Here is a 25,523-nt window from a genome sequence, read left to right on the forward strand (position 1 = left end):
ATTCTACTGGCGGTTTGTGCAGCTCAGCCCCCAGGTCCGGTTTGTGCGTTACTACGAACCGGACGCGTCCCGCGCCTCCCGCCCGCCGGACTCCACCTGCCGCCACGTCGCCACCGGGGCCGTCCAGCCGTCCTCCTCCGGGGTCACCCAGAAGCCCCGCCCCAGCTCGGCGTCGAACTGCGCCCCGGCCCGTCCGTCGCCCGACGAGCGCCCCGTGAGCCGCCGGCCGATCCAGGGCAGCAGGTGCTGCCGGGCGAAGCGCACGTCCTCCACCCGCCGGGCGGCCCAGCGCGCCGGGGCCGAAACGGGCAGCGGGGCCTGCCAGTCGCTCTCCGGCGGCAGCCCCAGGGCCTGCCAGACCGCCTCGGCGACCCGGCGGTGCCCCTCGGCGGTCAGATGCAGCCGGTCCACGTCCCAGAGGCGCGGGTCACCCAGCGCCGGAGCGCCGTACAGGTCGACCACCACCGCGCCGTGCCGCGCGGCCAGCTCGTCCACCAGCGCGAACAGCTCCTCCATGCGCGGCCGGAACCGGTCGAGCACGGGCCCGTTGCGGCCGGGGCTGCGCATCAGCACCAGCTTCCCGCAGGACGGCGCCAGGCGCTCCACCGCCTCCTCCAGGCGTCCGCGCACCATGCCCATGTCGCACTTGGGGCGCAAGGTGTCGTTGAGGCCGCCGACCAGCGTCACGACGTCCGCCCGCATGGCCGCCGCCACCTCCACCTGCTCGTCCACGATCTGCGCGATGAGCTTCCCGCGTACCGCGAGATTGGCGTACCGGAAGCCCGGCGTACGGGCGGCGAGCCGGGCGGCGAGCACATCGGCCCAGCCCCGGTACGAGCCGTCGGGCAGCAGGTCCGACATGCCCTCGGTGAACGAGTCGCCGACCGCGACCAAACTGGTGTATGAGGCATTGATGTCCATGGCGATGCGATCGTATCGCGGTGCCGTACGGCCCCGGGGGGCGCTGGGCGGCTCCGGACCGGGGGCCCGGAACCGCAGCGGCTCAGCGGCTCTGCGGCCGCCCCACCAGCTCCCGGAGCACGTCCTCCATCGTCACCATGCCCGCGAGCCTGCCGTCCTCGTCCAGGACCGCCGCCAGGTGCGTACGGCTGCGCCGCAGCGCGGTCAGCGCGTCGTCCAGCGGTGTCGCGGCCCGGACCCGGGCGATCGGCCGCATCGAGGACACCGGGAACGGCATGTCGCGCGGGGCGGCGTCCAGGGCGTCCTTCACATGGAGGTAGCCGAGGATGCGCTGCTCCGCGTCCATCACCGGGAAGCGCGAGAAGCCCGTCTCGTACGACAGCCGCTCCAGCTCCTCCGGTGTCGCCCCGACCCGGATGTACATCACCTTGTCGACGGGCAGCACCACGTCCCGTACCGGGCGGCGGCCCAGCTCCAGCGCGTGGTGCAGGCGCTCGGCCGCCCGGTCGTCCACCAGCCCGGCGTCACCGGCGTCCTTCACCAGGCGCGCCAGCTCGTCGTCCGAGAACGTCGCCTCCACCTCGTCCTTCGTCTCCACCCGCAACAGCTTCAGGAGGGCGTTGGCGAAGGCGTTGATCGCGAAGATCACCGGGCGCAGCGCCCGGGCCAGCGTCACCAGCGGCGGGCCGAGCAGCAGCGCGGACCGCACCGGCTCGGCCAGCGCGATGTTCTTGGGCACCATCTCGCCCAGCAGCATGTGCAGATAGGTGGCCACCGTCAGCGCGATCACGAACGAGATCGGATGGACCAGGCCGTGCGGCACGCCCACCGCGTCGAAGACGGGCTCCAGCAGATGGGCGATCGCGGGCTCGGCGACGATACCGAGCACCAGGGTGCACAGCGTGATGCCCAGCTGCGCCGCCGCGAGCAGCGCCGAGACGTGTTCGAGGCCCCAGATGACGCTGCGCGCCCGCCGGTTCCCCTGCTCGGCCTGCGGCTCGATCTGGCTGCGGCGCACCGAGATCAGGGCGAACTCCGCGCCGACGAAGAAGGCGTTCACGACCAGCGTCAGCAGACCGATGAAGAGCTGTACGGCGGTCATCGTTCGTCCTCCGACGGCTGGTGGGAACCGGTCAGCGGTGCGTGCAGCAGCGCCCGGGCGGCGCGGCGCCCGGAGGCGTCCACCACGTCGAGCCGCCAGCCGGCCAGCTCGATCGAGTCGCCCACGGCCGGAATGCGGCCGATCTCCGTGGCGATCAGGCCCGCCAGCGTCTCGTAGGGGCCGTCCGGAACCCGCAGCCCGATCGTCTCCAGCTGGTCCGTGCGGGCGGCGCCGTCCGCCGACCACAGGACGCGCCCGTCGGCGTCCTCGCCGGCCGGAGCCAGGTCCGGCGTCTCGTGCGGATCGTGCTCGTCGCGCACCTCGCCGACGACTTCCTCGACGATGTCCTCCAGCGTCACGACGCCCGCCGTGCCGCCGTACTCGTCGATCACGACCGCCATGGCCAGCTTGCCGGAGAGCCGGTCGAGCAGCCGGTCCACGGTCAGTGTCTCGGGGACGAGCACCGGCTCGCGCAGCATCTCGGAGACGCGCTTGCGGGCCCGCTGCTCGGCCGGGATCGCCAGCACGTCCTTGATGTGGGCGACGCCGACGACGGTGTCGAGGCTGCCCCGGTAGACGGGGAAGCGGGAGAGGCCGGTGGCCCGGGTCGCGTTGGCGACGTCCTCGGCGGTCGCGCTGACCTCCAGGGCCGTGACCTGCACGCGCGGGGTCATCACGTTCTCGGCGGTGAGCTCCGGGAGGTTGAGGGTACGGACGAACAGCTCGGCGGTGTCCGCCTCCAGCGCGCCCTCCTTGGCGGAGTGCCGGGCCAGCGCCACCAGCTCCTGCGGGCTGCGTGCGGAGGCCAGCTCCTCGGCCGGTTCGAGCCCGAAGCGGCGCACGATCCGGTTGGCGGTGTTGTTGAGGTGGCTGATGAAGGGCCGGAAGACGGCCGTGAAGGCCCGCTGCGGAGTGGCGACCGTCTTCGCCACCGCGAGCGGCGAGGAGATGGCCCAGTTCTTCGGGACCAGCTCGCCGACGACCATCAGGAACACCGTGGACAGCGCCGTGCCGATGACGAGCGCCACGGACGAGGCCACACCGGGCGAGAGCCCGACGGCCTCCACCGGACCCCGGATCAGCTTGGCGATGGACGGCTCGGAGAGCATGCCGACGACCAGGTTGGTGACGGTGATGCCGAGCTGCGCCCCGGAGAGCTGGAAGGTGAGGCTGCGGACCGCCTTCATGGCGCTCGCGGCTCCGCGCTCACCCTGCTCGACGGCCCGTTCCAGCTGGCCGCGCTCCACCGTGGTCAAGGAGAACTCCGCCGCGACGAAGGCGCCGCAGGCGAGCGAGAGCAGTACCGCAACGAGCAGGAGAAGCACTTCGGTCATCGGTTCACCTCCGTCCCATGATCGGACAGGGACCGGAGGACCGCGCGATGTCGGTGGCTTCTGGGACTGGGAGGCTCGCCCATGGGCGGACGCTCACACCTTTCGTCGGAGGGGCAGGAGTGCCTCCCCATAGTAAAGGATCAGCAAAGTCGCCGGTGCTGCCGGTCACCTTCCCCCTGTGCCCGGACCGAGCGGCTTCACCCACCGCCGCCAGTGGTCCTCGCGGTGATAGCCGGCGGCCCGCCAGGTGTGGTGGGCCCGCTCGTTCTCCTCCAGCACCATGGCGTCCACCCGCCGCCCGCCCAGCTCGGCGAAGCGCCGCTCCGCCGCTTCGAGGAGCGCGGTCGCGATGCCCTGTCGGCGGTGGTCCGGGTGGACGGCGAGCCGGTAGGCGGAGCACCGCCAGCCGTCGAAGCCCGCGATGACGGTCCCCACGAGCACGCCCTCCCGTTCCGCGAGGAGCAGTGCCCCCGGGTCGCGGTCGATGAGCCGGGCCACCCCGTCGTGGTCGTCGCTGATGCTGGTGCCCTCGGCGGCCGTCCGCCAGAACAGCAGCACGGGGTCGATGTCGGAGGAGGCGGCGGGGCGCAGGGAGAGATCGCTCATGGGGCGAGCCAATCAGAGGGCCGCACATCCGGGCGAACGCTTTCCCCGCCGGTACGGGGACGGCTCAGCGCAGTCGTGCGGGCAGCGAGTCGACGCCGTACACGATCGACAGCTTGCGGAAGGCCAGGTCCTGCGGGGGTACGGCGAGCCGCATCGCGGGAAAGCGCCGGACCAGGGCCGGGAAGGCGGAGCGCAGTTCCATACGGGCCAGCTCCGCGCCGATGCAGCGGTGGATGCCGTACCCGAAGGCGAGATGCCCGGCCGGGGTGACCCGGTCCACGTCGAACCGCCCGTCGTCCGTGACGTACGCCGGATCGCGGTTGGCGCCGCTGAGCGAGCAGAGCACCATGTCGCCGCGCGGGATCACCACCCCCGCGATCTCGATGTCCTCGCGGGCGAACCGGGGGAACGCCATCTGCACGGCCGACAGATAGCGCAGCACCTCTTCCACGAAGGGTGCCGCCACGGCGTCGTCCGTCCGCAGCCGGTCCGCCACCCCGTGGTTCCGCAGCAGTACGAGGGCGCCGAGCGCGATCGTGCTGGCGGTCGTCTCGAAGCCCCCGGTGAGCACCCCGTCCGCCAGGCCCGCCAGTTCCTCGTCGTCCACGCTGTCCCCGTGCTCCCGCACGATCATCCCGAGCAGGCCGTCGCCCGGCGCGCGGCGCTGGTCCCGGACCACGCCCCGGAAGTAGTCGAGCGACTCCGACATGGCGCCGAACGGCGCCGTGGCCCCCGGAACAGGTCGAAGCGGTCCATGGCCAGCTTCTGGAAGTCGTCGCGGTCCTCGTAGGGCACCCCGAGCAGTTCGCAGATGGTCAGCGACGGCACGGGCAGCGCGAACGCGTGCACCAGATCGACCGGCCCCGGCGCGGCCGCCATCGCGTCCAGCCGCTCCGCGACGATGGCGTCGATCCGGGGCGTCAGCCGGCGCAGCCGGCGCATCGTGAACTCCGGGGTGAGGATGCGGCGCAGCCGCGTGTGCACCGGCGGATCGCTGAACCCCAGGCCGCCGGGGCTGTGCTCGGCGGCTATGCCCGCGTTGCCCGCGAGATGGGCGAAGTCCGTGCTGAAGCCCTCCGCGGAGCCGAGCACGGCCTTGGACTCCTCGTAGCCGGTGACCACCCAGGCGTCCATGCCGAACGGCAGCACCACCCGGGACACCGGGGCGCTCGCCCTGGTCTCGGCGAGCCGGCGGACCGGGTCGAGCCCGTCCCTGCGCAGCGGCATCAGCAGCTGTTCCGGGAGGAGCTTCATCGTGGTCGAGCCGAATCCGTGCTTCTGGATCCTGGCCAGGTAGCCGCGCCCGAGACGGGCCGTGATGCGGGAACGGAACGTCGTCGTACTCAATGTCACTCCATGAGTCGTCGCGAGAACGGGTCGGTCGGCGCGCCTGCGGCGCCAGGACGTGGCCGACCGCGGTGACTTCGGCTACCTGAGCCTTGAGCAGGAATTATGACCAGGTGTTCGACCGATGGGGGGCCGGGGTACGGAATCCGTCCGGGATACGCGGATGGACGGACGCGCGGGCGCCCCCGGAGCCTGTGACTCCTACCGCCGCACCGCCGCGTCGGGCCGCCGCGCCACACCCAGCACGCAGGACGAGGTGGGCAGCCGGACCCCGCGCTCCGGCAGGCTGACCCGCCGGTACGACTCCACCGTGAAACCGGCCGCCGCGAGGGCGGCGAGCGTGTCGCGCGCGGTGTGGCAGCCCCCGGCCAGGCGGGGCCAGAAGGTGCGGTCCAGGGCGCGCTGGGCCGCCGCCATGGCCCGCCCGTCGGACCGCACATGCTCGAAGAAGCGCAGCTCGGCGCCTGGGCGCAGGACCCGCCGTAGCTCCGCGAGCGACCGCTCCACATCCCGCACGGTGCACAGCACCAGGGAGGCCACGGCCCCGTCGAACGCCTCGCTCTTCACCGGCAGCGCCTCCGCGGTCCCCGGCACCACGTCCACCGGGATGCCCGCGCGCAGCGCCGAGCGCACCGCCAGCCGGCGCAGGGTGCGTTCGGGTTCGATCGCCACCACCTCCGACACCGCGAGCGGGTAGTGGGCGAAGTTCAGGCCGTTCCCGGCGCCGATCTCGACGACCCGTCCGGTGAGCCCGGCCAGCAGTTCCGCCCGGATCGCGGCGAGACCGGCGGCGGACTCGGCGGCCACGCTCATCCGCGCGTAACAGCGCGCGAAGACCGGGTGGTGCACCGCGTCCGGGGGATGGTCGTGTTCCGCAGCCGCATGGCGGACCTCCTCGACGGACCGGCTCCTCCAATTCTGCCCCTTTTCCGGGGCTCAGCCCAGCGGCCGGTCGCCGCCCAGTGGTGCGGCCAGCCAACTCGCCGCCCGCGCCCGGAACTCCGTCGGCGCCAGCGACCCGGCGCCCGCCGGGACGACGCCCAGCAGCGGCGACCCGGCGGCCACCGGGAGGTCCGCCACATTGCAGCGCTCCGCCAGATCGGGCGCGGCCGGCATGCTGCCGATGACCACCCCCAGGCAGTCGAGTTCCCGGGCCCGCAGCGCCTCCGCCGTCAGGGCCGTGGAGTTCAGGGTGCCCAGACCGGCCGGGGCGACCACCAGGACCGGGGCCGCGAGGAGCCGGGCCGCGTCCGCCAGGGTCGCGCCCTCGTCGTCGAACCGTACGAGCAGCCCGCCGGCGCCCTCGACCAGCACCAGGTCGTGGTCGGCGGCCAGCTTCCCGGCGGCCTCGGCGACCTCGTACGGGCGCACCGGCTCCATCCCGGCCCGGCGGGCGGCCGTCGCGGGCGCCAACGGCTCGGGGTAACGGGCGAGTTCGACCGCCGTGACATGGGCGCCAGCCAGTCGCGCCACCTCCGCCACGTCACCGGGCTCGCCCGGCTCCAGGCCGGTCTGGGCCGGTTTGAGGACGGCGACGCGGCGGTGCGCGGCGGCCGCCGCCACGGCCGCCGTCACGATCGTCTTGCCGATCTCCGTACCGGTACCGGTCACCACCAGAACGCTCATGGCTCAGCCCTCCCGCGCCGCAGCGCACACCGCGCGGCAGATCCGTGCCACGTCGTCGTCACCCGTCACGTACGGCGGCATGGTGTAGACGAGGTCCCGGAACGGCCGCAGCCACACCCCTCGCGCACCGCCGCACCGGTGGCCGCCGCCATGTCCACCTCGTGGTCCAACTGCACGACCCCGATCGCGCCGAGCACCCGCACATCGCGGACCCCGGGCAGCTCCCGCGCCGCCGCCAGGCCCTCGTTCAGCCCGGCCTCGATCCGCTTGACCTCCTGCTGCCAGTCCTGGCCGAGCAGCAGGTCGATGGAGGCGCAGGCCACCGATGCGGCCAGCGGGTTGCCCATGAACGTGGGGCCGTGGGCGAGCACGGGCACCTCGCCGCGCGAGATGCCCTCGGCCACCTCGCCGGTGCAGAGCGTCGCCGCCATCGTCAGATAGCCGCCGGTCAGCGCCTTGCCCACGCACATCACGTCGGGGGAGACCCCCGCGTGGTCGGCGGCGAAGAGCTGTCCCGTACGGCCGAAGCCCGTCGCGATCTCGTCGAACACGAGCAGCACGCCGTACGCGTCGCACGCCTCGCGCAGTACGCGCAGATAGCCGGGGGAGTGGAAGCGCATGCCGCCCGCCCCCTGGACCACCGGCTCCACGATCACCGCCGCCAGCTCGTCGGCGTGGAGCGCGATCAGCTCGCGCAGATGCGCCGCGTACGCGGGGTCGGGCCCGGAACCGTAACCGGCGGGCGGTTCGTCCGCGAAGACCTGGCGGGGCAGCGCGCCGGACCACAGCTCGTGCATCCCGCCCTCCGGGTCGCACACCGACATCGGCTGCCAGGTGTCCCCGTGGTAGCCGCCGCGCCAGGTCAGCAGCCGCTTCTTGGCCGGCCGCCCGGCCGACCGCCAGTACTGGAGGCACATCTTCACGGCCACCTCGACCGACACGGAGCCCGAGTCGGCGAGGAAGACGTGGCGCAGCGGTTCCGGGGTGATCTCCACCAGCCGGGCCGCCAGCCGGACGGCGGGCTCGTGAGTGAGCCCGCCGAACATCACATGGCTCATCCGGTCCAGCTGGCCGCGTGCCGCCTCGTTCAGCACGGGGTGGTTGTAGCCGTGCACGGCCGACCACCAGGAGGACATCCCGTCGACCAACTCGCGCTGTCCGTGGGCGGGTTCGGCGAGCCGCAGCCGGACCCCGGACGCGGACTCCACGACCAGCGGTTCCTGCCGGCCCGGCATGGGGCCGTACGGATGCCAGACGTGCGCCCGGTCCAGGTCCCGGAGTACGGCGGGGGAGAGCGGCTCAGGCATTGGGCGCGAGGTCCGTACCGGCGCCGCGGCGGCGGACCGCCACCAGGTCCGTGCGGGCGCCCGGCGTCTCCGGCACCTCGGCGGCGGGAACGGCCTCCGCCTCCGCGCCCTCCCCGCACGGCCCGCAACCGCCGCCCGCGTGCGAACCGCAGCCCTCGGCCGCATGGGAGCCGCAGCCCGCCGCCGCGTCCGCGCGGTGCCGGGGGAGCGTCGTCGTACCCGCCCCCTCCACCTCGAAACCGGCGTCCGCGATCATGTCCAGATCCGCCTGCCCGGCCTGGCCCTCACTGGTCAGGTAGTCGCCCAGGAAGATGGAGTTGACCAGGTGCAGGGCGAGCGGCTGCATCGAGCGCAGATGGACCTCGCGCCCGCCCGCGAGCCGCACCTCCACGTCGGGGCAGACGAACCGCACCATCGCGAGGATCCGCAGACAGCGCTGCGGCGTCAGGTTCCACTCCTTGGCGAGCGGGGTCCCCTCGAACGGGATCAGGAAGTTGACCGGCACCGAGTCCGGGTCCAGCTCGCGCAGCGAGAAGACCACGTCGACCAGGTCCTCGTCGCTCTCGCCCATGCCCGCGATCAGCCCCGAGCAGGCGGAGAGCCCGGCGGCCTGCGCCTGCTGCACCGTGTCGACGCGGTCGGCGTAGGTGTGGGTGGTCGTGATCTCCCCGTACGTCCCCTCGGACGTGTTGAGGTTGTGGTTGTACGCGTCGGCGCCCGCCGAACGCAGCCGGTCGGCCTGGCCCTCGGAGAGCAGGCCGAGGCAGGCGCACACCTCGACGCCCTCGTTCTGCTCCTTGATGGCCTCGATGGTCTGCGAGACCCGGTCGACGTCCCGGTCCGTCGGACCCCGGCCGCTGGCCACCAGGCAGACGCGCTTGGCGCCGCCGGCCACCCCGGCCGCCGCCGCCTTCGACGCCTCCTCCGGCTTCAGCCAGGTGTACTTGAGGATCTCGGCCTTGGAGCCGAGCCGCTGCGAACAGTACGAGCAGTCCTCGGGGCAGAGCCCGGACTTCAGATTGACCAGATAGTTGAGTTTCACCCGCCGTCCGAACCACTGACGGCGCACCTCGCCGGCCGCGGCCACCACGTCGAGCAGTGCGTCGTCCGGGGTCGCCAGCACGGCGAGCGCTTCTTCACGGGTCGGCAGCTCGCGCCGCAGCCCCTTGTCCACCAGCGTGTTCAGGAGGTCCATGGCGATGATCCTGACGCACCGCACCGCCCCGAGCCAAGGAGGAACCGGACAACAGAGCTGACAGGGGGTGTGTGCATTGCCACACCGTGTCTCGGCATGAGCCCGGTTAGGGTCTGTGAGCTGCCTACAAAAGGGACCGCCCATGCCCGCCACCCCGTTCGACTGGATCGACGACGAGGCGCGCCGGCGCGCGGACGCGGGCCTGGTCCGCAGGCTGCGGCCCCGCGAGGCCGAGGCGGAGCCGCTGGACCTCGCGAGCAACGACTACCTCGGGCTCACCCGGCACCCGGAGGTGACCTCCGCAGCGGCGGACGCGGCGCGCCGCTGGGGCGGCGGGGCGACCGGCTCCCGCCTGGTCACCGGCTCGACCGCGCTCCACGCCGAGCTGGAACGCGAACTCGCCGCGTTCTGCGGCTTCGAGGCCGCGCTCGTCCTCTCCTCCGGTTACGCCGCCAACCTCGCGGCCCTCACCGCGCTCACCGGACGCGGCGCCCTCATCGCGTCCGACGCGGGCAACCACGCCTCCATCGTGGACGGCTGCCGGCTCTCCCGGGCCGAGACCGCCGTCGTCCCGCACGCCGACCCGGAGGCCGTCCGCAAGACGCTGCGCGGGCACGGGGGCCGGAAGCTGGCCGTCACCGACTCGGTGTTCTCCGTGGACGGCGACGCCGCGCCGCTCGCCGCGCTGGCCGCCGTCTGCCGGGCGGAGGGCGCCGCGCTCCTGGTGGACGACGCGCACGGACTCGGGGTGCTCGGCGAGGGCGGACGCGGCGCGCTCGACGCGGCGGGGCTCGCGGGCGACGCGGACGTCGTCGCCACGCTCACCCTGTCCAAGTCCCTGGGCAGCCAGGGCGGCGCGGTCCTCGGCCCTGCCCGGGTCATCGACCACCTGGTCAACACCGCGCGGACGTTCATCTTCGACACCGGGCTCGCCCCGGCCGCCGTCGGCGCGGCCCTGGGCGGACTCCGGCTGCTGCGCCGCGAACCGGAGCGCGCGCTCAGGGCGCGTACGGTCGCCACCGCGCTGTACGAGGGGCTGACGGCGGCCGGGCTGACCGCGGTGCGGCCCGACGCGGCGGTCGTCTCGGTCCGGGCGCCCTCGGCCGACGCCGCCGTGCGCTGGGCCGCCGACTGCCGGACGGCCGGGACGGCGGTGGGCTGCTTCCGGCCGCCGTCCGTGCCCGACGGCATCTCGCGGCTCCGGCTGACCGCCCGCGCGGATCTGACGGACGAACAGATCGCGCGGGCGGTGGAGACGGTGCGGAGGACCGCACCGCAGAGCTGAGGCGGTGGTCCGGCTCAGCGTTTCAAGCCGGAGACGAAGGACGTCCAGGCCGCCGTGGAGAACTCCAGGGGCGTCCGGGCCACGTCCTTCGAGTCGCGCACGGCCAGCAGCCGGCCGCTCCCGGACGGCGCGGTCTCCACGCAGTTGTTCATCCCCGTGCTGTAGCTGCTGCTTCGCCAGCGCGAGGCGTGCCGGGCGAGGTGTTCGGACATGACGCTTCCTCCGGGCGGTGGGGGGTCACCGGTCGCCGCGGTCGATCGCGGCGATCCGGTCCAGCGTGTGCTCCGGCGACAGCGCGTGCGTCTGAAGGGTCTCGAAGGCCGAGCTGTACGCCGCAAGGTCTTCTTTCCGTTCCAGATAGAGGCTACTCGTCAAGTGGTCAAGAACGACCACGTCAAGGTCGGAAGCGGTCGGAAAGGAGAAGATAACGAAAGGGCTGGTGAGGCTGACATAGCCGCCGACCGAGAACGGAAGCAACTGGAGTTGCACATGGGGAAGTTGTGCCACCCGGGCGAGATGGCGCAGCTGCTCCCGCATCACTCTTCGGCCACCCACCTCCCGGTGCAGCACCGCCTCGTCCAGGACCGCGCTCAGCCGCAGCGGCGGATCGCTGCGCAGCACCCCCTGCCGGGTCAGCCGCACCTCCACCAGCGAGTCCAGCTGGCCGGACGGCAGTCCGTCCAGCGATGCCCGGGTCACCGCGCGGGCGTAGTCGGCCGTCTGCAACAGGCCCGGGACCACCGTGGTCTCCAGCGTGCGGGCGGTGCGCGCCTGCGACTCCAGGCTGATGAAGTCGCGGTACTGGGCGGGATGAGCCCCCGGTAGGCGTGCCACCAGCCGGCGCCGCCCCGCCCGCCGAACCGGCGAGCGCGCCCAGGACCTCGCGGAGCTTCGGATCGTCCATGCCGTACGCGTCGAGAAGCCGGTTCACGTCATCCGGCCGCACCCCGCTGACACCTGTCTCGATCCTGCTCACCTTCGACTGGTGCCAGCCGAGCAGCGCCGCCGCCTCCCGGCTCGTGAGACCTGACGTGTGACGCAGGCTCCGCAGCTCCTCTCCCAGCTTGCGGCGCCGCACCGCAGGGCCGTGCTGCATCCGATGGCTCCCTCCCGCTGCCCGACGAGCAGACAGTGTGGCGCCCGAGCGGGCCCGTGTGGGGAGAGTTCACCGGTTTGAGGGACAGATATATGCATATCTTGGTGGATCGCCGCCACGGAGGGGAGCATCGGTGGCAATCTGGCGCGAAGCACAACCGGACCGCTCGCCGGTCCGGTATCGGGTGGGAAAGGGACGGCTCGCCATGGCAGACCATCAGGAAGCACGCGTCACCCTGCCGAGCGAGCCGGTCTCGGTCTCCGCGGCCCGCGGGTTCGTCGCCCGGGTACTGACGGAGTGGGGCCTGCCCGAGGACGCGGAGCTGGCCGACACCGTCCGCCTGATCCTCTCGGAGCTGGCCACCAACGCCGTCCTGCACACCTTCGGGCAGTCGCCCACCTTCACCGTCGACCTGCGCCTGGAACGGGACGAGGAACTGCGCCTCGGGGTGACGGACAGCCACCCCCGCCGGCCGCAGCGGCTGCCCGCCGCCGTCCAGCAGGACAACGGCCGCGGCATGGTCATCATCCGCTCGCTGGCCAAGGAGTACGGCGGCCGGCTGGCCGTCACCCCCACCGCCGACGGCGGCAAGACCGTCTGGGTGGCGCTCCCGTGGCAGGTCCCCGTCCAGCCCTGAGGCGGCCGGGTCAGGCGACCCGGCCGTAGTAGACGCTCCGCGTCCAGATCTTCTCCAGGCGGACCACGGCGCCCGTCTTCGGCGAGTGCCAGATCTTCCCGCTGCCGGCGTAGATGCCGACGTGGTAGACGCTGCGCCCGGAATGGAAGAAGACCAGGTCACCTCGTTGGCGCTTGGACGCCGAGATGTGCCTGGTCCTGTTGTACTGCTGCTGGGCCGTCCGGGGAGTTTCTTGCCGGCCTTCTTGAACGAATAGAGCGTCAGCCCCGAACAGTCGAAGCTGCCGGGCCCGGTGGCGCCCCAGCGGTAGGGCGCCCCCTTCTTCGACGCGGCGATCTTCAGGGCCTTCATCGCGTGGCCGGCCGCCTGCGCCTCGGGCGCGGCTCCTGGGACGCACAGCGTGCCGCCGACGGCGGCGAGAGTCATGACCGAGGCCGTGGTGGCCCGGGCGAGCAGAGACGGGACATGAACCTGCGCACTCATGCGCAACCCTTCGTCAGCCGCCTGTGAAGGATGACCTGTCGGGTTCGGGCTGGCGAAGTCGCCCGGCCGCGTGACGCGGCTTCACCCCGAGGGACAACCGGAGATCCGGCGGTCCCGTAGTGCTCGGGTCCTCCACTCCTGCCGATCCACTCCTGTCGACCAGTCATCCGGGCGGCGGCAGGACTCGGCGTCCGCCCGGACCGCCCCGCCGCGGTGGCGGGGGCTTGTCGTCCCACGGATCTTGACTCACCTCGGGCCGGATTTCCGAGCCGGAACAGCCATCGGTGAAGACCGTCACGGATGGCCCGTTCAGGTGGACGGAAACCCGTACGGCGGTCCGCCGGCCGCCCGCGGCCACGGCCGTACCAGCGGCGTCGCGAAGGAATCCGCCCCCCGCGCATCAGGAAAAGGCAAATCGGCCCGTCGCTCGTGAGAGGGAACTCCTACGCCGAACGAGCGAGGAAATCCGGCGCACCCCTCGGGCGTGTCGGTGACCTGCGGGGGTGTCAGTCCGGCGGGGCGGGCGGCAGGGCGACCCGGCCCGCCCGCCGCTCGCCGTCCAGCGCCCGCAGCGCGCGGGTCAACGTGGCGCTGTGGATACGTGATTCGCCGCGCCGGTGCATCAGCGCGAGCGCGTCCCGTAAGGCCGCCGCGTGCGAGGCGAGCGCCTGGGCGGCGCGCAGGGCCGCGTAGGTGTCGTCCCCGTGCGCCGGGTTGATCCGGCCCACCTGGTCGACCACATGCAGATAGCGGTCGATGAACTCGGACTCGGCCCGGGTCAGGGCGGGCAGCGGCGAGAACTCCGGTGGCTGCATCCCCGGTTCACCACCCGGAGCGCGGCGGCACCGGGAGCCGGTTCCGCACGATGTGGTCCACCAGCCCGTACGCCAGAGCTGCCTCCGCGTCGAGGACGAGATCGCGCTCGGTGTCCTCGGTGACCTGCTCGGCGGAGCGCCCCGTGTGCCGGGCCAGCATGGCGGTCATCGTGTCGCGCATCCGGGCCAGTTCCCGTGCCTCGATCTCCAGGTCGGACGGCTGCCCCTGGACCGGCTCGTCCAGCGCGGGCTGGCTGACGACCACCTTGGCGCCGGGCAGCATGTGCCGCCGGCCCGGGGCGCCCGCGGCGAGCAGCACCGCAGCCCCGGCCCCCGCCCGGCCCAGGCAGTAGGTCTCCACCTCGCAGCCGAGGAAGTTCATCGTGTCGTACAGGGTCGTCATCGCGCCGAACGAGCCGCCCGGCGAGTTGATGTACAGCGAGACGGGCCGGTCCGGCGCGTCGTGCTCCAGGTACATCAGCTGGGCCACCAGATCGTTGGCGGCCGTCTCGTCCAGGGCGGTGCCGAGGAAGACGACGCGCTCGGCGAGCAGCTTGGAGTACGGGTCGAGGGTCCGGGACCCCTGGGAGGTGCGCTCGGTGAACTCGGGCAGGACGTGACGGGCGACGGGACGGTACACGGCGGTGCCTCTCCTCCGGTCGCGCGGGCACAGCGGGGCGCCCGCGCACGCTTCCGTAAAAAATGTACAGGACGTACAGAAGGTTATGATGGGAGCATGGCTTACGAGATTCCGGTGACGCAAGCCCGGGCTGAACTCGCCGAACTGATCAACCGAGTCGTCTACGGCGGCGAGCGCGTGGTCGTCACGCGGCACGGCAAACCGCTCGTCGCCCTCGTATCGGCCGCTGACCTGGAACGACTGGAGAAGGAGGAGGCGGCGGCGGAGCAGGAGCAGGTGATCAGCTCCGTCTCCTCGATCGGCTCCACCCCGTCCGCTCCGGGCGAACGGCAGCGCTTCGGCATCGCGGCGGAGCACCGGGGCCACCGCGGCCGGGACGACTGACCCCCGTACACAGCGAAGCGCCCCCGTCCACCAGGACGGGGGCGCACTCCTGAGCATGGTCAGCCGGCCAGTGCGGGCTCCCGCGCCGATGCCGGCGCCGTGGTGTCCGCGGCCGGCCTGCGGCGCCCGCCGACGAGCACCGCGACCAGCCCCAGCACCGCCCACACGCCGAGCGTCAGGACGGGGACGCCCGCCGCCGCGCCGTCGAAGAACGCCACCGAGCGCAGTGCGGACCCGCCCGCCCCGGGCGGCAGCAGCTGACCGATCACGGCGATCGGGCGGGGGAGCAGTTCGGGCGCGCTGGTCACTCCCGAGAAGGGGTTGCCCAGCAGCACCATGAGCAGCGCGCCGATCCCGATGCCCGGTGTGCCGAGCAGGGCGGCGAGTCCCGCGACCGGCGCGCCGATGGCGAGCACGATCAGGGCGACGGTCCCGGCCTCGCTCCACCAGTCGCCGGTGAGGGCGCCGAGCCAGCTGTCCGTCACGGCGGTGGCCAGGAGCCCCACCAGGACGGCCACTCCGAGCAGGGCGACCCCGGCCCGCGCCCCGCGCAGCCCCAGCACGGTCACGGCCGCGCCGGCGGCGACCCCCGCGATGGCCAGTGGCAGGATGCTGGAGCCGAGCACGGCGCCCCTCGGGTCGGCGGCGGGCGCGGCCACCACGTCGGTGACCGGCACCTCGGAGCCGGCCGGTGCCCCGGCGGTCACCGCCTCGCGCAGCAGCTGGGCGACCACCGTGCTGCCCGCGCTCGCCGTCAGCAGCTCGGGGCCCTTGGCGGTCGCGACGACCGCGCCGTAGACGGTCCGGTCCTCGATCGCGTCCCGGGCCTCGGCCTCGGAGGCGTAGCGGTGCACCTCGAAGGCCCCGTCGCGCTCCTCGAACCGCTGCTGGAGCTGGTCGGCGGCCGGCGCGGTACCGGCGATCGCGACCGGCAGGTCGCGCGGTGCGGTGCGGGCGGCGGGCCAGGCGAAGGCCCACAGGGCGAGGGTCACCACCAGCGGAACCAGCAGGACCACCCCCACCAGGCGGCGGTTCGGGGTGAGGGACATGGGAAGGGCCTCGATTTCGGAGAGGACGAACCCTCAAAGAGAAGGATCGTTCGTTTTATCTGACTCCGACACTGTCGCGCTCGCGGTCGGCGGTTGTCAAGAATGAATGTTCGTTTTAAGTTGGCGGCATGGCCCGTGTATCCCAGGCGCACCTCGACGCCCGCCGCAGACAGATCCTGGACGGCGCCGCGCGCTGCTTCGCCCGTGACGGCTTCCACGGCACCTCGATGCAGGACGTGCTGAAGGAGGCCGGTCTGTCGGCCGGCGCGGTCTACCGCTACTTCAGCGGCAAGGAGGACCTGATCGAGGCCATCGCGACCGAGGCCGTGAACGGGGTGCGCCGGGCCTTCGAGGGCGCGGCCCGGGACACCCCCGTCCCCGCCCCGGACGTCCTGATCGGCCGGGTGTCGCGAAGCCTGTTCGCGGACGGCCTCGAATCGGGGCGGGGGCTCGAACCCCGGGCGTACGCGGGACTGATCATCCAGGTGTGGTCCGAGACGCTGCGCAGCGAACGGCTGTCGGCCGCCCTCACCGAGGCGTTCGGCGGGCTGCGCGGGGCCTGGACGGAGCTGGTCGGGCTGTACCGGGAGGCCGGGGTGCTCCGGGCGGACGTGCCCGACGAGCACGTCGCCCGGGCCCTGATCGCGACGGCCCAGGGGTTCATCGCTCAGCTCGCCATGTTCGGCGACACCGGCCCGGAGGTCCTGGAGAACGGGCTGCGCGGACTGATGTCGATGGACCCGGTGAAGGCGGGCTGACCCGCCCGGCCTCACCCCTTCCGGTCGTGCTCCGCCAGCCAGGCGTCCTCCGCCGCGTAGTCGAACAGGCCCGTCCCGTACGACCGGAGCATGGCCGGATACGCCTCCCGCCAGTCCCGTCCGGCCAGCTGCCCGGCGATCCACTCGACGGTCTCCGGCAGCGATTCGGCGTACCCCGTCACCGGCCGGTAGCCGAGTTCCCGCTCGGCGGCCGACATGTCGTACACGATGGGGTGCGGCGCGCTCCACGGCGTCGAGCCGACGCCCTCCGGGGTCGGGCCGCCGGGCATCAGCACCGTCTCCGTGCTCCGGCCCAGCACCGCGTCCACCGCCTCGCCGATCTCCGCGACCGTCGGCGCCTGCGGATCGGCGGCGTTCAGCACCCGGGATCCGGGCCGGGCGGCGGCCAGCTGGATCAGCTCCGCCACGTTCGCCGAGTGGACCGGATGGAAGCGGGACGCCCCGCCGTACGCCAGCACGCGCCGGGTCCGGCCGTCCAGCGCCCGCTTGACGAAGTACAGCTCACGCGGCGAGCGGCAGTACGGGCCGTGCACCGCACCCGCCCGCAGCAATGTGGCGGGCAGCGCGTCGCCGGCCGCCAGGAGATCGCGCTCCAGCCGGATCTTGCGCGTCGCGTACGTGTCCTCGCCCGGCTCCACGGTGCCCAGCGACTCCCGGATAGGCACCGGGTAGCGCGGTTCCCGGCCCGGTTCGCCCATCGTGTCGAAGCTGCGGCCCTTCTCGTCCTCGTACACCACGCCGCTGGAGACGACGACCACCGAGCCGATCCTGCCGGCGAGCCCGGTCAGCTGCCGGGCGTGCTGCCGCCCGTACGCCACCATGTCGACCAGGACGTCGCATCCCGGTCCGAGCGCCGCCGCGAGGGCGCCCTCCTCGTCGCGGTCCAGGGCGACCGCCCCGACCCCGTCGTCCCAGCTCTCGTCACGGCCTCCGCCGCGCGAGGCCGCCGTCACCTCCCAGCCGTCCTCCGACAGCGCGCGCACGGCGGCCCGCCCTATCTGTCCCGTCGCTCCCAGCACCCATGCGCGTCCCTTGCTCATGCCCGAACGCTAGGCCCGGCCCACGCCTCCGACCAGCGACGTTCACCGCTCGCGAATCCGCTGTCGGCGTTGCCGTTTCGGGAACCTGCCCGGCTGCTTCCCGTCGGCCGCCTGCTTGACCTTCACCGCGTACTCGTCCACGTACTCCTGTCCGGAGAGCCGCAGGATCGCGTACATGATCTCGTCGGTCACCGCGCGGACGGCCGCCTTCTCGTTCTCCAGGCCCGCGTAGCGCGAGAAGTCCAGCGGTTCGCCGAAGCGGATGGTGACGGGCTTGAGGCGGGGGAGCCGCCGGCCGGGCGGCTGGATCTCGAAGGTGCCGACCATCGCGCACGGCACCACCGGCACCTGCGCCCGGATGGCCATCACGGCCACCCCGACCTTCCCCTTGTAGAGCCGCCCGTCGTGCGAGCGGGTGCCCTCCGGGTAGATGCCCAGCAGCTCGCCCCGCTCCAGCACGCCGATGCCCTCGCGGATCGCGGCCTGACCCGCCTCCTTGCCCGACCGGTCCACCGGGATCTGGCCCGCGCTGCGGAAGAAGGCGGCCGTCAGCCGGCCCTTCACGCCGGGTCCCGTGAAGTACTCCGCCTTGGCCAGGAAGGTGATCCGCCGCTTGAGGATCGCGGGCATCAGGAAGTGGTCGGAGAACGACAGGTGGTTGCCCGCGACGATCGCGGCGCCGTCGTCCGGGACGTGCTCCGCTCCCTCGATGACCGGCCGGAACAGCAGCCGCAGCACCGGCCCGAGAACGACGTACTTGAGGACGTAGTAGAACACGGTCTCTCCCCGGTCCGGTGTATCAGCGGGTCGATGATGGAGACGTATACCCCGCGCCCGCCGGGCGACGCCGCGCCCTCACATCTGCGCGCCGAAGTCCTGGGTCCAGACAAGGCCGCCGGGGCTGTCCTGGATGCCCACGCCCAGCTCCTTGAACGAGCAGTTCAGGATGTTCGCCCGGTGGCCCGGGCTGTTCATCCAGGAGTTCATCACGTCGGCCGGCGTCCGCTGCCCCTTCGCTATGTTCTCCCCGTACGTGCTCCACCGGTAGCCGGCCGCCGTGATCCGCTCGCCGGGGCCCGAGCCGTCCTGCGAGGTGTGCGAGAAGTAGTCCTGCGCGGCCATGTCCTCGGAGTGCCGCTGCGCGGCGGTCGTCAGCTCGTCGTTCCCGGTCACCGGCGAGCAGCCCTCCTTCGCGCGCTCGGTGTTGACGAGAGCCAGCACCTGTTCCGCGTCCGACGGCGGGCTCGGCGCGGGCTCGACCGGGGCCGGCCGGGTCGCCGAGGGGGCCTTCGTCGCCGGAGGGCGTGTGGTCGCGGGCGCCGTCTTCCGCGGCTTCGCCCGGTCCTTCTTCTTGGTGGCGCTCGGGCTGGGGCTCCCGGCGGAGTGCGAGGGCGAGGCGGACGGCGTCGCGGAGGCGGACTCCTCGGCCGAAGCGGTCGCGGTGACGGAGCCGTCGGCCTCGGGGGCGGTCGCGACGGAGACCTCGTCGCCGCCCTCGTCATCCGTGGACAGATGGACGGCGGCGCCCCGGCCCCCAGCACGCCCACCGCGAGAACGGACGCCACCACGGCGTTGCGCCGGCGGCGGCGCGCCTGGTCCCGCCGCCGCGCCGCCCGGCCGGGCCGCGCGGACGCGCCGAGGGGGGCGGCCGCCGCGACCTCGGTCAGCCGGGGATCCCGGCCCGCCCCGGCCACCGCGAGCGGGACCAGCGCGAGGCCCACGAGCAGGCCCTCGGCCGGCACCAGGCCGGAGCCGAACCCCGAACAGACCGTGCAGCCGCGCGCGTGGCGCGCGATGCGCTTGCGCCACAGCGGCGAGGGCGCCCCGTCCCAGCCGGCCAGGATGTCGTCCAGCAGGATGCACCGGGGCTGCGCGGCCAGCGCGCCCACCACCACCCGGGCGGTGTCCAGCTGCGCCTTCATCCGCTGCACGCGTACGGCGGTGTGCTCGGGCGACAGGTTCATGGCGGCGGCCACCTCGGCCCGGGTCAGCTGCCCCGCCGCCTCCAGCCACCACAGCGAGAGCAGCGCCCGGTCGTCCTCGTCCACCCAACGGGTCGCCTCGGCGACCTGGCGGCGCTGCCCGGACAGGCCGAGCCGCAGGATCGTCACGTCCACGAAGTCCGCCGCCGGATCGACCCGGTCGTGGCCGGTGGCCAGGGGCTCCACGGGGATCGCGGCGGACTGCCGGTCGCGCCAGTGCCCGCGTATCTCGTTCATCGCGATGGCCACCAGCCAGGAGCGGAAGCTCTCCGGATTCCGCAGGCCGGGCAGGGCGCGCAGCATGCGCAGGACCGTCTCCTGCACGACGTCGTCCACGTCCGCGTGGCCGTTCAGCGCGCGTCCGACGATGTTGTAGAGCAGCGGCAGACAGGACGCGACGAGTTGGTCCTTGGCGTCGGCGTCACCGGCCCGTGCCGCCTTGATCAACGCCCGTTCGCGGTCCTGGCCCATGCTGTGCTCACTCTTCCGGAGTCCTGTTCTGGCTTCACGCACACCTGGGAGATGCCGCCCGGCCGGAGACCATAACAAAAACCTGTCGCTCACTTGTGCGTAAAGATGTCCGGCCCGGTGTGTGCAAGGAAGTCCGGCCCCACCACACAGGTGGCGGGGCCGGACGGAGTCACCGGGTCATCCGGTCACTGATCAGGGCGCGGTGCCCCAGGAGAGCGCACCGGCCGTGTACACGCCGACCTTGGACGCGTCGGCGAACGAGGTGCCCGTGCCGTGGCTGTAGTCGTCCGCCTCGTTGAAGTTGGACCAGTCGCTCTTGTTCAGCCGCAGCTGCATCTCACCGGTGGAGGCGCCGGCCGCGAGGGTGCCGCTGCCGAAGGAGACCTCCAGGTAGTGGCTGGCCCCGGCCGCCGTACCGCCCGACTTCACCGCCAGGCTCAGCTTCCCGCAGCCCAGGACCGCGTAGTCGCACGAGGTGCCGAAGGTGGAGGAGCCGGACTCGGGGGTGAACCAGTAGCGCAGCTTCACCGTGGACAGGTCCACCGCCGTGCTGCCGGTGTTGACCAGCTGGAGGCCGAACCGGATCTGGTTGTCGGTCGCGGAGGAGTCGTTGTTCTTGTACTGGACCTTCAGCGAGCCCGTTCCGGTGCCGCCCCCGGCGGAGGTGGTGACGGAGAGGGCCGAGGAGGCCGCCGAGACGTTACCGGCCGCGTCCTTCGCCTTGACGGTGTAGCTGTAGGCGGTCGAGGCCGACAGACCCGTGTCGGTGTACGAGGTGGTGGTCGTCGAACCCACCTTGGTGCCGCCCCGGTACACGTCGTAGCCGGTCACCGCCTTGTTGTCGCTCGACGCGGACCAGGACAGCGAGACGCTGCTGCTGGTCTTCGCCGTGGACGTCAGGCCCGTGGGCGCGGTCGGCGCCTGGGTGTCGGTGCCACCGCCGGGGTTCTCGCCACCGCCGTTGATCGGCGGGTAGGCGTTGCGGACCAGCTCCTGGAACTGCGCGGAGAACCAGTGGCCGGCGAGCGGGGCGTTGGGCAGTGCGCCCGTCTTGCTGTTGCCGTTGCGCCCGTTGCCCTCGTAGGTCGGGTCGCACATCCGGTCGAAGCCCTTGCCCTCGTCGTTGTCCTCGGGCTGGCTGTTGCCGTCCGACTCCCCCGGGGGCTTCGCCCACACATAGGCGTCGATCCCGGGCTCGGGGGCGGTGGTGGGACGCTCACCGATACCGGCACCGCTCTGGTTGCACCAGTTGCCGGCGTGGATGCGCCGGTCGACGCGGCCGCCGTTGACGTAGGCGTCCACGCTGGTCAGCGGGCCCGCCGAGGTGGGCCGGTCGGCGCCGCCCCAGCCGTTGCGGGCGGTGTCGATCAGCATGCCGATGTTCGAGTTGAAGCCCTGGCCCACCAGCTGGGTGCGCAGCGCCTGGGCGAACGACAGCTCATCGACGTAGTAGTTCCAGTCGACCCACTTGGACTGGCGCACGGTGGTGCCGTTGACCGAGTCGGTGACCTTGAAGTTCGGCTCCTTGAGGGCCGAGTAGTTGGCCGTGTTCACGATGAAGCCGGCGACGTCGTTCACGGTCGCGCCCTCGGAGGTCGCGGCCTTCTTGAACTCCAGGCCCGCCGGGGCCATGTTGGTGTCCCAGCCCAGCCAGCCGTGGTGGGCGGCGTCCACGTAGTTGTAGACGTTCGGGATCGCGCCCAGCGTGTGCAGCGCGTACCCGATGCCCTTCTCGTAGTTGCCGTTCGCCTTCATCGTCGCGCAGGCGTCGGTCGAACCGGCCGTGCCGCCCGCGTTGGTGACGATGTTGGGCAGCGAGTCCGGCTCGATGATGGTGACGATCCGCAGGTTCGCGTACGCCGGGTCGGCGAGGATCTCGGAGATCGGGTCGATGTAGTCGCTCTTGTACCGGTCGAGCTCCGTGGGGCCGAGCTCACCGTTGGAGGCCAGCGCCGCACAGTCGCGCCCCGGCAGGTCGTAGATGACCACCTGGAAGAGGTTCGCGCCCTGGTCGAGGGCGGTGTCCAGGTGCTCGCGCAGGCTCATCGCCCCGGGGGTGCCGCCGATGGCCGCGATGCGGTCCATCCAGACGAAGGCCGGGGTGTTGGCGATGGCCGCGCCGCCCGGCTCGGCCGCCGCCTTGGCGGACCAGTCCGGGTTCACATATGCCTTGGCGCCCACGTACGGGTTGTCGACCCGGGCCGCCGCCGCGTCGGCGGTGGTGGGGATCGCCACCGCCAGCGCCGCGCCCATGGCCAGGGCGGAGGCTGCGGCCAGCCTCCGGCGCAGACCTTGCTTGATGGTGCCTCTGGTACTCATTGCGGCTCCGTGCTCCTCTCGTACGCCTGCGGAAACTCCCCGCAGACGGGTTCATGGGGGTGCTGCCCGATGGCGGGTTCAGCGGGGTGAGTGGTAGACCCGCCATCGGGAGTGGGTGGGGTGACCGGCGCTCCGGCAGGTCACGGGGGAGGTGCCGAGCGCCTGTTACGGCTCGACTCCCCAGGCCAGCGCGCCGGCGACATAGGCGCCGACCTTGGTGGAGTCCGCGTAGGACGTGTTGGTGGCCCGGCTGTAGTCGTTGCTCTCGTCGAAGTTCGACCAGTCGCTCTTGTTGAGCCGCAACTGGATCTCACCGGTCGACGCGCCGGCCGCCAAGGTGCCCGCACCGCCGGTGAAACCGACCTCCAGGTAGCGGTCGGCGCCGGTCCTCGGACTGGAGACGGCGACCACCGTGTGCGTGATGGTGGACGAGCCGCGTGCGGCGTAGTCGCAGTAGGTGCCGAAGGTGCTCGGTCCGCCGTCCGCGGTGAACCAGTACCGCACCTTCACCGTCGACAGGTCGACCGGCGCGCTGCCGGTGTTCACGACCTGGAGGCCCATCCGGATCTGGTTGTCGCTCGCGGAGGAGTCGTTGTTCTTGTACTGCACCTTCACCGCGCCGGTACCGGTCGAGCCGCCCGTCTTCGTCTTCGCGAGGACCGCGTCGGACAGCGCCGAGGTGTTGCCGCCCGCGTCCCGCGCCGCGACCGCGTAGGTGTACTCGGTGTCGGCGGCGAGCCCGGTGTCGGTGAACGTCCGCCCGGTCGCGTTGCCCGCCAGCACACCGTTGCGGTACACGTCGTAGCCGGTCACCGCGGTGTTGTCGGTGGACGCGGACCAGGAGAGCGAGACGCTGTCCTTGGTGGTCGCGGTCACCGTGAGCCCGCCCGGCGCGGTCGGCGGCTCGGTGTCGCCGCCCGGCTCACCGCCGCCGCCCTCCACCAGCAGCTCCGCGTAGATCGCGAAGGCCAGGGCGAGCGCGGCCTGCGCCCAGAAGCGGTGGTACGTGAAGACGGGCGCGTCCCCGCCGTCCAGGTACGCCTGCACCTTCGGCCAGTCCGGGTCGTCCTTGTACCAGCTGCGGATGGAGATGAACGTCGAGCCGGAGCGGATCGGGTCGCCACCCGGCATGGTGCCCGTCCAGCCGGACGGGATGTACACCTCGTCGTCGAACCGGTTGTAGTCCAGCCGGGTCTCCGGCACCGAGATGCCCTTGTCCGTGGCGTTCAGCGCCATCGCGTCCAGCAGCGCCTTGGCGAGCGCCGCCGCGTCCTCGTCGCCCGACTTGGCGGCGTAGTAGGTGAGCGTCTTCACGTACGCGGCGCCCACGCCGACGTCGTTGGCGTAGTCCACCACGGATACGTGCAGACCGGCGTTGTCACCGGGCGAGGAGGCGTTCCAGGTGTCGGGCTGCCCGGTCCAGTTGAGGGTCGAGGGGAAGCGGAAGCTGCCGTCGGAGCCGATGGTCGTCTCGCTCGACGCCCAGGCGACCCACTTCGAGAGCACCGCCTCGGCCGTCGCGTTGCCGGTCACGTAGTAGTACGCGGCGACGCGTTCCATGCCCCACGCCTGGAAGCCGAACCAGTTGTTGCTCGCCGGGTCGTGGTACACCGGCTGCCAGTCGTACGCCATCCCGTAGAAGGTGGGCGTGCCGGCCGGGGGCGCGCTGTAGCTGCCCTCCCAGCTGTTGGTGCAGCCGCCCGCGAGGGCGCCCTCGCTGGACTGGAGCCAGGTCAGGAACTCCAGCTGCCGGGTCAGGCTCTTGGACCAGTCCGATCTGGCCGTCGCCGACTTGGGGGTGAGCGAGGGAACGTTGGACAGCGCCCAGGCGGCGAGCGGGTTCTGGTAGCCCTGGTGCGAGGCGCCGTCCCCGATCCGCCAGGCCCAGCCGCCGCCGCTGCCCGCGGCGGCCCCGCCCCAGGCGTAGTACCAGGACAGCAGATAGTGCTGGGAGTCCCTGCCGGAGGCGGCGGGGCAGGATTTGGGGTCGGTGCAGCCGCCGATGCGCTTGAAGTACTTGTCGAACATGGCGTAGCGGAGGTAGTCGCCCATCTTGGCGGCCTTCGCCACCGAGGCCGCGATTTGGCTCCCCTTGCCCTGCTCGGAGGCCCAGCGGTACGCCCAGTAGGCCGCCTGCACCGCACGGGCGTCGGCGTCCGGCGCGTTGGTGTACTTCCACTGCTTGGCGTAACTGGAGTCCTTGACGAACAGGTCCAGATACCCGTTGGGGCCGCCGTACTTGAAGAGGTCGGTGGTCGGCTGCGGGACGGTCTCCCAGACCGATTCCTGCGCACCGCGCTGGTAGGTGTTGATGAAGGAGGCGCCGGCCCCCGGCCCGGACTCGCCGCCGGTGCCCGGCTTGTTGCCGTAGCCGTAGACGTTGTCCAAGTCCATCAGCCAGTGCATGCCGTAGACGTCCATCGTCCCGTAGGACGAGGCGAGTTCGGCCGACAGCGGGTCGGTGCCCACCGGCACCGTGCCGTCCAGCGCCGAGGGGTAGCCACTGGGCAGCGGGTGCTCGGGGGCGTAGGTCGCGGGCGCCGAGGGGTTGTACGAGTCGCTGGTGGACTGGTCGGCGTGCTGCGGGATGATCGTCTTCTCCGCCACCGCCCAGGCCGCGTTGAACGGCGCCCAGTTGCCGGTCACCCTGCCGTAAGCGGCCTCCAGCCACATCCAGAAGCTGACGGCCTCCGACGTCGTCTGGTGGCCGTGGTCCGGCGCCTCGACCATCAGGGTCTCGACCGAGTGGTACGGGAGACCGTCCGGGCTGAAGTAGCCGTTCGCGGCGTCCTTGATCTTGCCGTACTGGGTGAGGAACGCCTGCGTGTACGGGTCGTCACCGGCGGCGGCCGCGCGGGCGCCGGTACCGGTCTGTGCCGAGGCGGGCCGGGCGGTCGCGGTGCCCTGGGCCAGACCGACGGCCAGCACGCTGCCGCCGAGGGCGCTGCTGAACGTTCTCCGTGATATCGACACAAATCCTCCAGTGGCGGGTGTCGTCGAGGGGGAGGGGAGGAGGGGGAAGAGGTGGGGACGGGGTGCGGCGGATGCGCGGGAGGGTTTACGGGTGGGGTCGCGCGAGGGTGTTGCAAGGGGAGCGGGGGCCTG

Annotated in this window: 19 protein-coding genes, 5 pseudogenes and 1 riboswitch; of the genes and pseudogenes, 4 read left to right on the forward strand and 20 right to left on the reverse strand. The window is 72.4% G+C overall.

Annotated elements, in window-relative coordinates; translation table 11 throughout:
• Window positions 1-51: 51 nt before the first annotated feature.
• The 9 genes and pseudogenes from NEH16_RS27675 to bioB all read right to left on the reverse strand — a co-directional run bounded on the left by NEH16_RS27675 (window position 52) and on the right by bioB (window position 9,438).
• Window positions 52-921, reverse strand: a complete 870-nt coding sequence (locus tag NEH16_RS27675; RefSeq protein ID WP_265545629.1) for an SGNH/GDSL hydrolase family protein — start codon at window positions 919-921, stop codon at window positions 52-54.
• Window positions 922-1,003: 82 nt separating this feature from the next.
• The gene (locus tag NEH16_RS27680) at window positions 1,004-2,023 is read right to left on the reverse strand and encodes a hemolysin family protein (protein ID WP_265545631.1); all 1,020 of its coding nucleotides are present in this window, start codon (window positions 2,021-2,023) and stop codon (window positions 1,004-1,006) included.
• The gene (locus NEH16_RS27685) at window positions 2,020-3,357 is read right to left on the reverse strand and encodes a hemolysin family protein (RefSeq protein ID WP_073968943.1); all 1,338 of its coding nucleotides are present in this window, start codon (window positions 3,355-3,357) and stop codon (window positions 2,020-2,022) included. The genes NEH16_RS27680 and NEH16_RS27685 overlap by 4 nt, the downstream gene beginning before the upstream one ends.
• Window positions 3,358-3,522: 165 nt before the next feature.
• Window positions 3,523-3,963, reverse strand: a complete 441-nt coding sequence (locus NEH16_RS27690; protein ID WP_073968942.1) for a GNAT family N-acetyltransferase — start codon at window positions 3,961-3,963, stop codon at window positions 3,523-3,525.
• A 64-nt stretch (window positions 3,964-4,027) separates the two neighbouring features.
• Window positions 4,028-5,310, reverse strand: a pseudogene (locus NEH16_RS27695) (cytochrome P450).
• A gap of 201 nt (window positions 5,311-5,511) precedes the next feature.
• Window positions 5,512-6,123: a class I SAM-dependent methyltransferase gene (locus NEH16_RS27700; protein WP_265547402.1), complete on the reverse strand. Its 612-nt coding sequence runs from the start codon at window positions 6,121-6,123 to the stop codon at window positions 5,512-5,514.
• Window positions 6,124-6,246: 123 nt separating this feature from the next.
• Window positions 6,247-6,936: a dethiobiotin synthase gene (gene bioD / locus NEH16_RS27705; RefSeq protein WP_265545633.1), complete on the reverse strand. Its 690-nt coding sequence runs from the start codon at window positions 6,934-6,936 to the stop codon at window positions 6,247-6,249.
• 3 nt (window positions 6,937-6,939) lie between these two features.
• Window positions 6,940-8,243: pseudogene (locus tag NEH16_RS27710) on the reverse strand (adenosylmethionine--8-amino-7-oxononanoate transaminase).
• Window positions 8,236-9,438: a biotin synthase BioB gene (gene bioB, locus NEH16_RS27715; RefSeq protein WP_265545636.1), complete on the reverse strand. Its 1,203-nt coding sequence runs from the start codon at window positions 9,436-9,438 to the stop codon at window positions 8,236-8,238. The pseudogene NEH16_RS27710 and the gene bioB overlap by 8 nt, the downstream one beginning before the upstream one ends.
• A 142-nt stretch (window positions 9,439-9,580) precedes the next feature.
• Between bioB and NEH16_RS27720 the strand changes: the two genes are divergently transcribed.
• On the forward strand, window positions 9,581-10,723 hold the full coding sequence (locus NEH16_RS27720; protein WP_265545638.1) for an 8-amino-7-oxononanoate synthase: 1,143 nt from the start codon (window positions 9,581-9,583) through the stop codon (window positions 10,721-10,723).
• 14 nt (window positions 10,724-10,737) lie between these two features.
• On the opposite strand, the gene NEH16_RS27725 is transcribed toward NEH16_RS27720, so the two are convergent.
• Window positions 10,738-10,935, reverse strand: coding sequence for a DUF397 domain-containing protein (locus tag NEH16_RS27725; RefSeq protein ID WP_073968935.1), 198 nt, complete (start codon window positions 10,933-10,935; stop codon window positions 10,738-10,740).
• 25 nt (window positions 10,936-10,960) lie between these two features.
• Window positions 10,961-11,819, reverse strand: a pseudogene (locus NEH16_RS27730) (helix-turn-helix domain-containing protein).
• 205 nt (window positions 11,820-12,024) lie between these two features.
• Between NEH16_RS27730 and NEH16_RS27735 the strand changes: the two are divergent.
• Window positions 12,025-12,456 carry an ATP-binding protein gene (locus NEH16_RS27735; RefSeq protein WP_073968933.1) on the forward strand — a complete coding sequence of 144 codons (432 nt, stop codon included), beginning with the start codon at window positions 12,025-12,027 and terminating at the stop codon, window positions 12,454-12,456.
• A gap of 10 nt (window positions 12,457-12,466) precedes the next feature.
• Here NEH16_RS27735 and NEH16_RS27740 read toward each other — a convergent pair.
• From NEH16_RS27740 to NEH16_RS27750, 3 genes and pseudogenes are all read right to left on the reverse strand, one after another.
• A pseudogene (locus tag NEH16_RS27740) lies at window positions 12,467-12,807 on the reverse strand (C40 family peptidase).
• 135 nt (window positions 12,808-12,942) lie between these two features.
• A riboswitch (cyclic di-AMP (ydaO/yuaA leader) is annotated at window positions 12,943-13,107 on the reverse strand.
• A 338-nt stretch (window positions 13,108-13,445) separates the two neighbouring features.
• Complete coding sequence (locus NEH16_RS27745) at window positions 13,446-13,754, reverse strand: hypothetical protein (RefSeq protein ID WP_265545640.1); 309 nt, start codon at window positions 13,752-13,754, stop codon at window positions 13,446-13,448.
• Window positions 13,755-13,761: 7 nt separating this feature from the next.
• The gene (locus NEH16_RS27750; protein WP_265545641.1) at window positions 13,762-14,394 is read right to left on the reverse strand and encodes an ATP-dependent Clp protease proteolytic subunit; all 633 of its coding nucleotides are present in this window, start codon (window positions 14,392-14,394) and stop codon (window positions 13,762-13,764) included.
• Window positions 14,395-14,490: 96 nt separating this feature from the next.
• Here NEH16_RS27750 and NEH16_RS27755 point away from each other — a divergent pair, with 96 nt between their 5' ends.
• Entirely contained in the window at window positions 14,491-14,778 is a 288-nt protein-coding gene (locus NEH16_RS27755; RefSeq protein WP_265545643.1) for a type II toxin-antitoxin system Phd/YefM family antitoxin, read from the forward strand.
• 59 nt (window positions 14,779-14,837) lie between these two features.
• Here the strand turns inward: NEH16_RS27755 and NEH16_RS27760 are convergent, their stop codons facing one another.
• Window positions 14,838-15,827 (reverse strand): ABC transporter permease, encoded by a 990-nt coding sequence (locus tag NEH16_RS27760; RefSeq protein ID WP_265545645.1) that lies wholly within the window; start codon window positions 15,825-15,827, stop codon window positions 14,838-14,840.
• Window positions 15,828-15,955: 128 nt separating this feature from the next.
• Here NEH16_RS27760 and NEH16_RS27765 point away from each other — a divergent pair, with 128 nt between their 5' ends.
• The gene (locus NEH16_RS27765) at window positions 15,956-16,585 is read left to right on the forward strand and encodes a TetR/AcrR family transcriptional regulator (RefSeq protein WP_265545646.1); all 630 of its coding nucleotides are present in this window, start codon (window positions 15,956-15,958) and stop codon (window positions 16,583-16,585) included.
• Between the two features lie 11 nt (window positions 16,586-16,596).
• Here NEH16_RS27765 and NEH16_RS27770 read toward each other — a convergent pair whose 3' ends face one another.
• From NEH16_RS27770 to NEH16_RS27790, 5 genes and pseudogenes are all read right to left on the reverse strand, one after another.
• The gene (locus NEH16_RS27770; RefSeq protein ID WP_265545648.1) at window positions 16,597-17,646 is read right to left on the reverse strand and encodes an NAD-dependent epimerase/dehydratase family protein; all 1,050 of its coding nucleotides are present in this window, start codon (window positions 17,644-17,646) and stop codon (window positions 16,597-16,599) included.
• A 42-nt stretch (window positions 17,647-17,688) separates the two neighbouring features.
• On the reverse strand, window positions 17,689-18,423 hold the full coding sequence (locus tag NEH16_RS27775) for a lysophospholipid acyltransferase family protein (RefSeq protein WP_265545650.1): 735 nt from the start codon (window positions 18,421-18,423) through the stop codon (window positions 17,689-17,691).
• A 78-nt stretch (window positions 18,424-18,501) separates the two neighbouring features.
• Window positions 18,502-20,099 (reverse strand): annotated as a pseudogene (locus tag NEH16_RS27780) (sigma-70 family RNA polymerase sigma factor).
• 192 nt (window positions 20,100-20,291) lie between these two features.
• Window positions 20,292-22,418 carry a glycoside hydrolase family 6 protein gene (locus tag NEH16_RS27785; protein WP_276103596.1) on the reverse strand — a complete coding sequence of 709 codons (2,127 nt, stop codon included), beginning with the start codon at window positions 22,416-22,418 and terminating at the stop codon, window positions 20,292-20,294.
• Between the two features lie 165 nt (window positions 22,419-22,583).
• Window positions 22,584-25,346, reverse strand: a complete 2,763-nt coding sequence (locus NEH16_RS27790) for a glycoside hydrolase family 48 protein (RefSeq protein ID WP_265547406.1) — start codon at window positions 25,344-25,346, stop codon at window positions 22,584-22,586.
• Between the last annotated feature and the right edge of the window lie 177 nt (window positions 25,347-25,523).

Source organism: Streptomyces drozdowiczii (genome assembly GCF_026167665.1).
GTDB lineage: Bacteria > Actinomycetota > Actinomycetes > Streptomycetales > Streptomycetaceae > Streptomyces > Streptomyces drozdowiczii_A.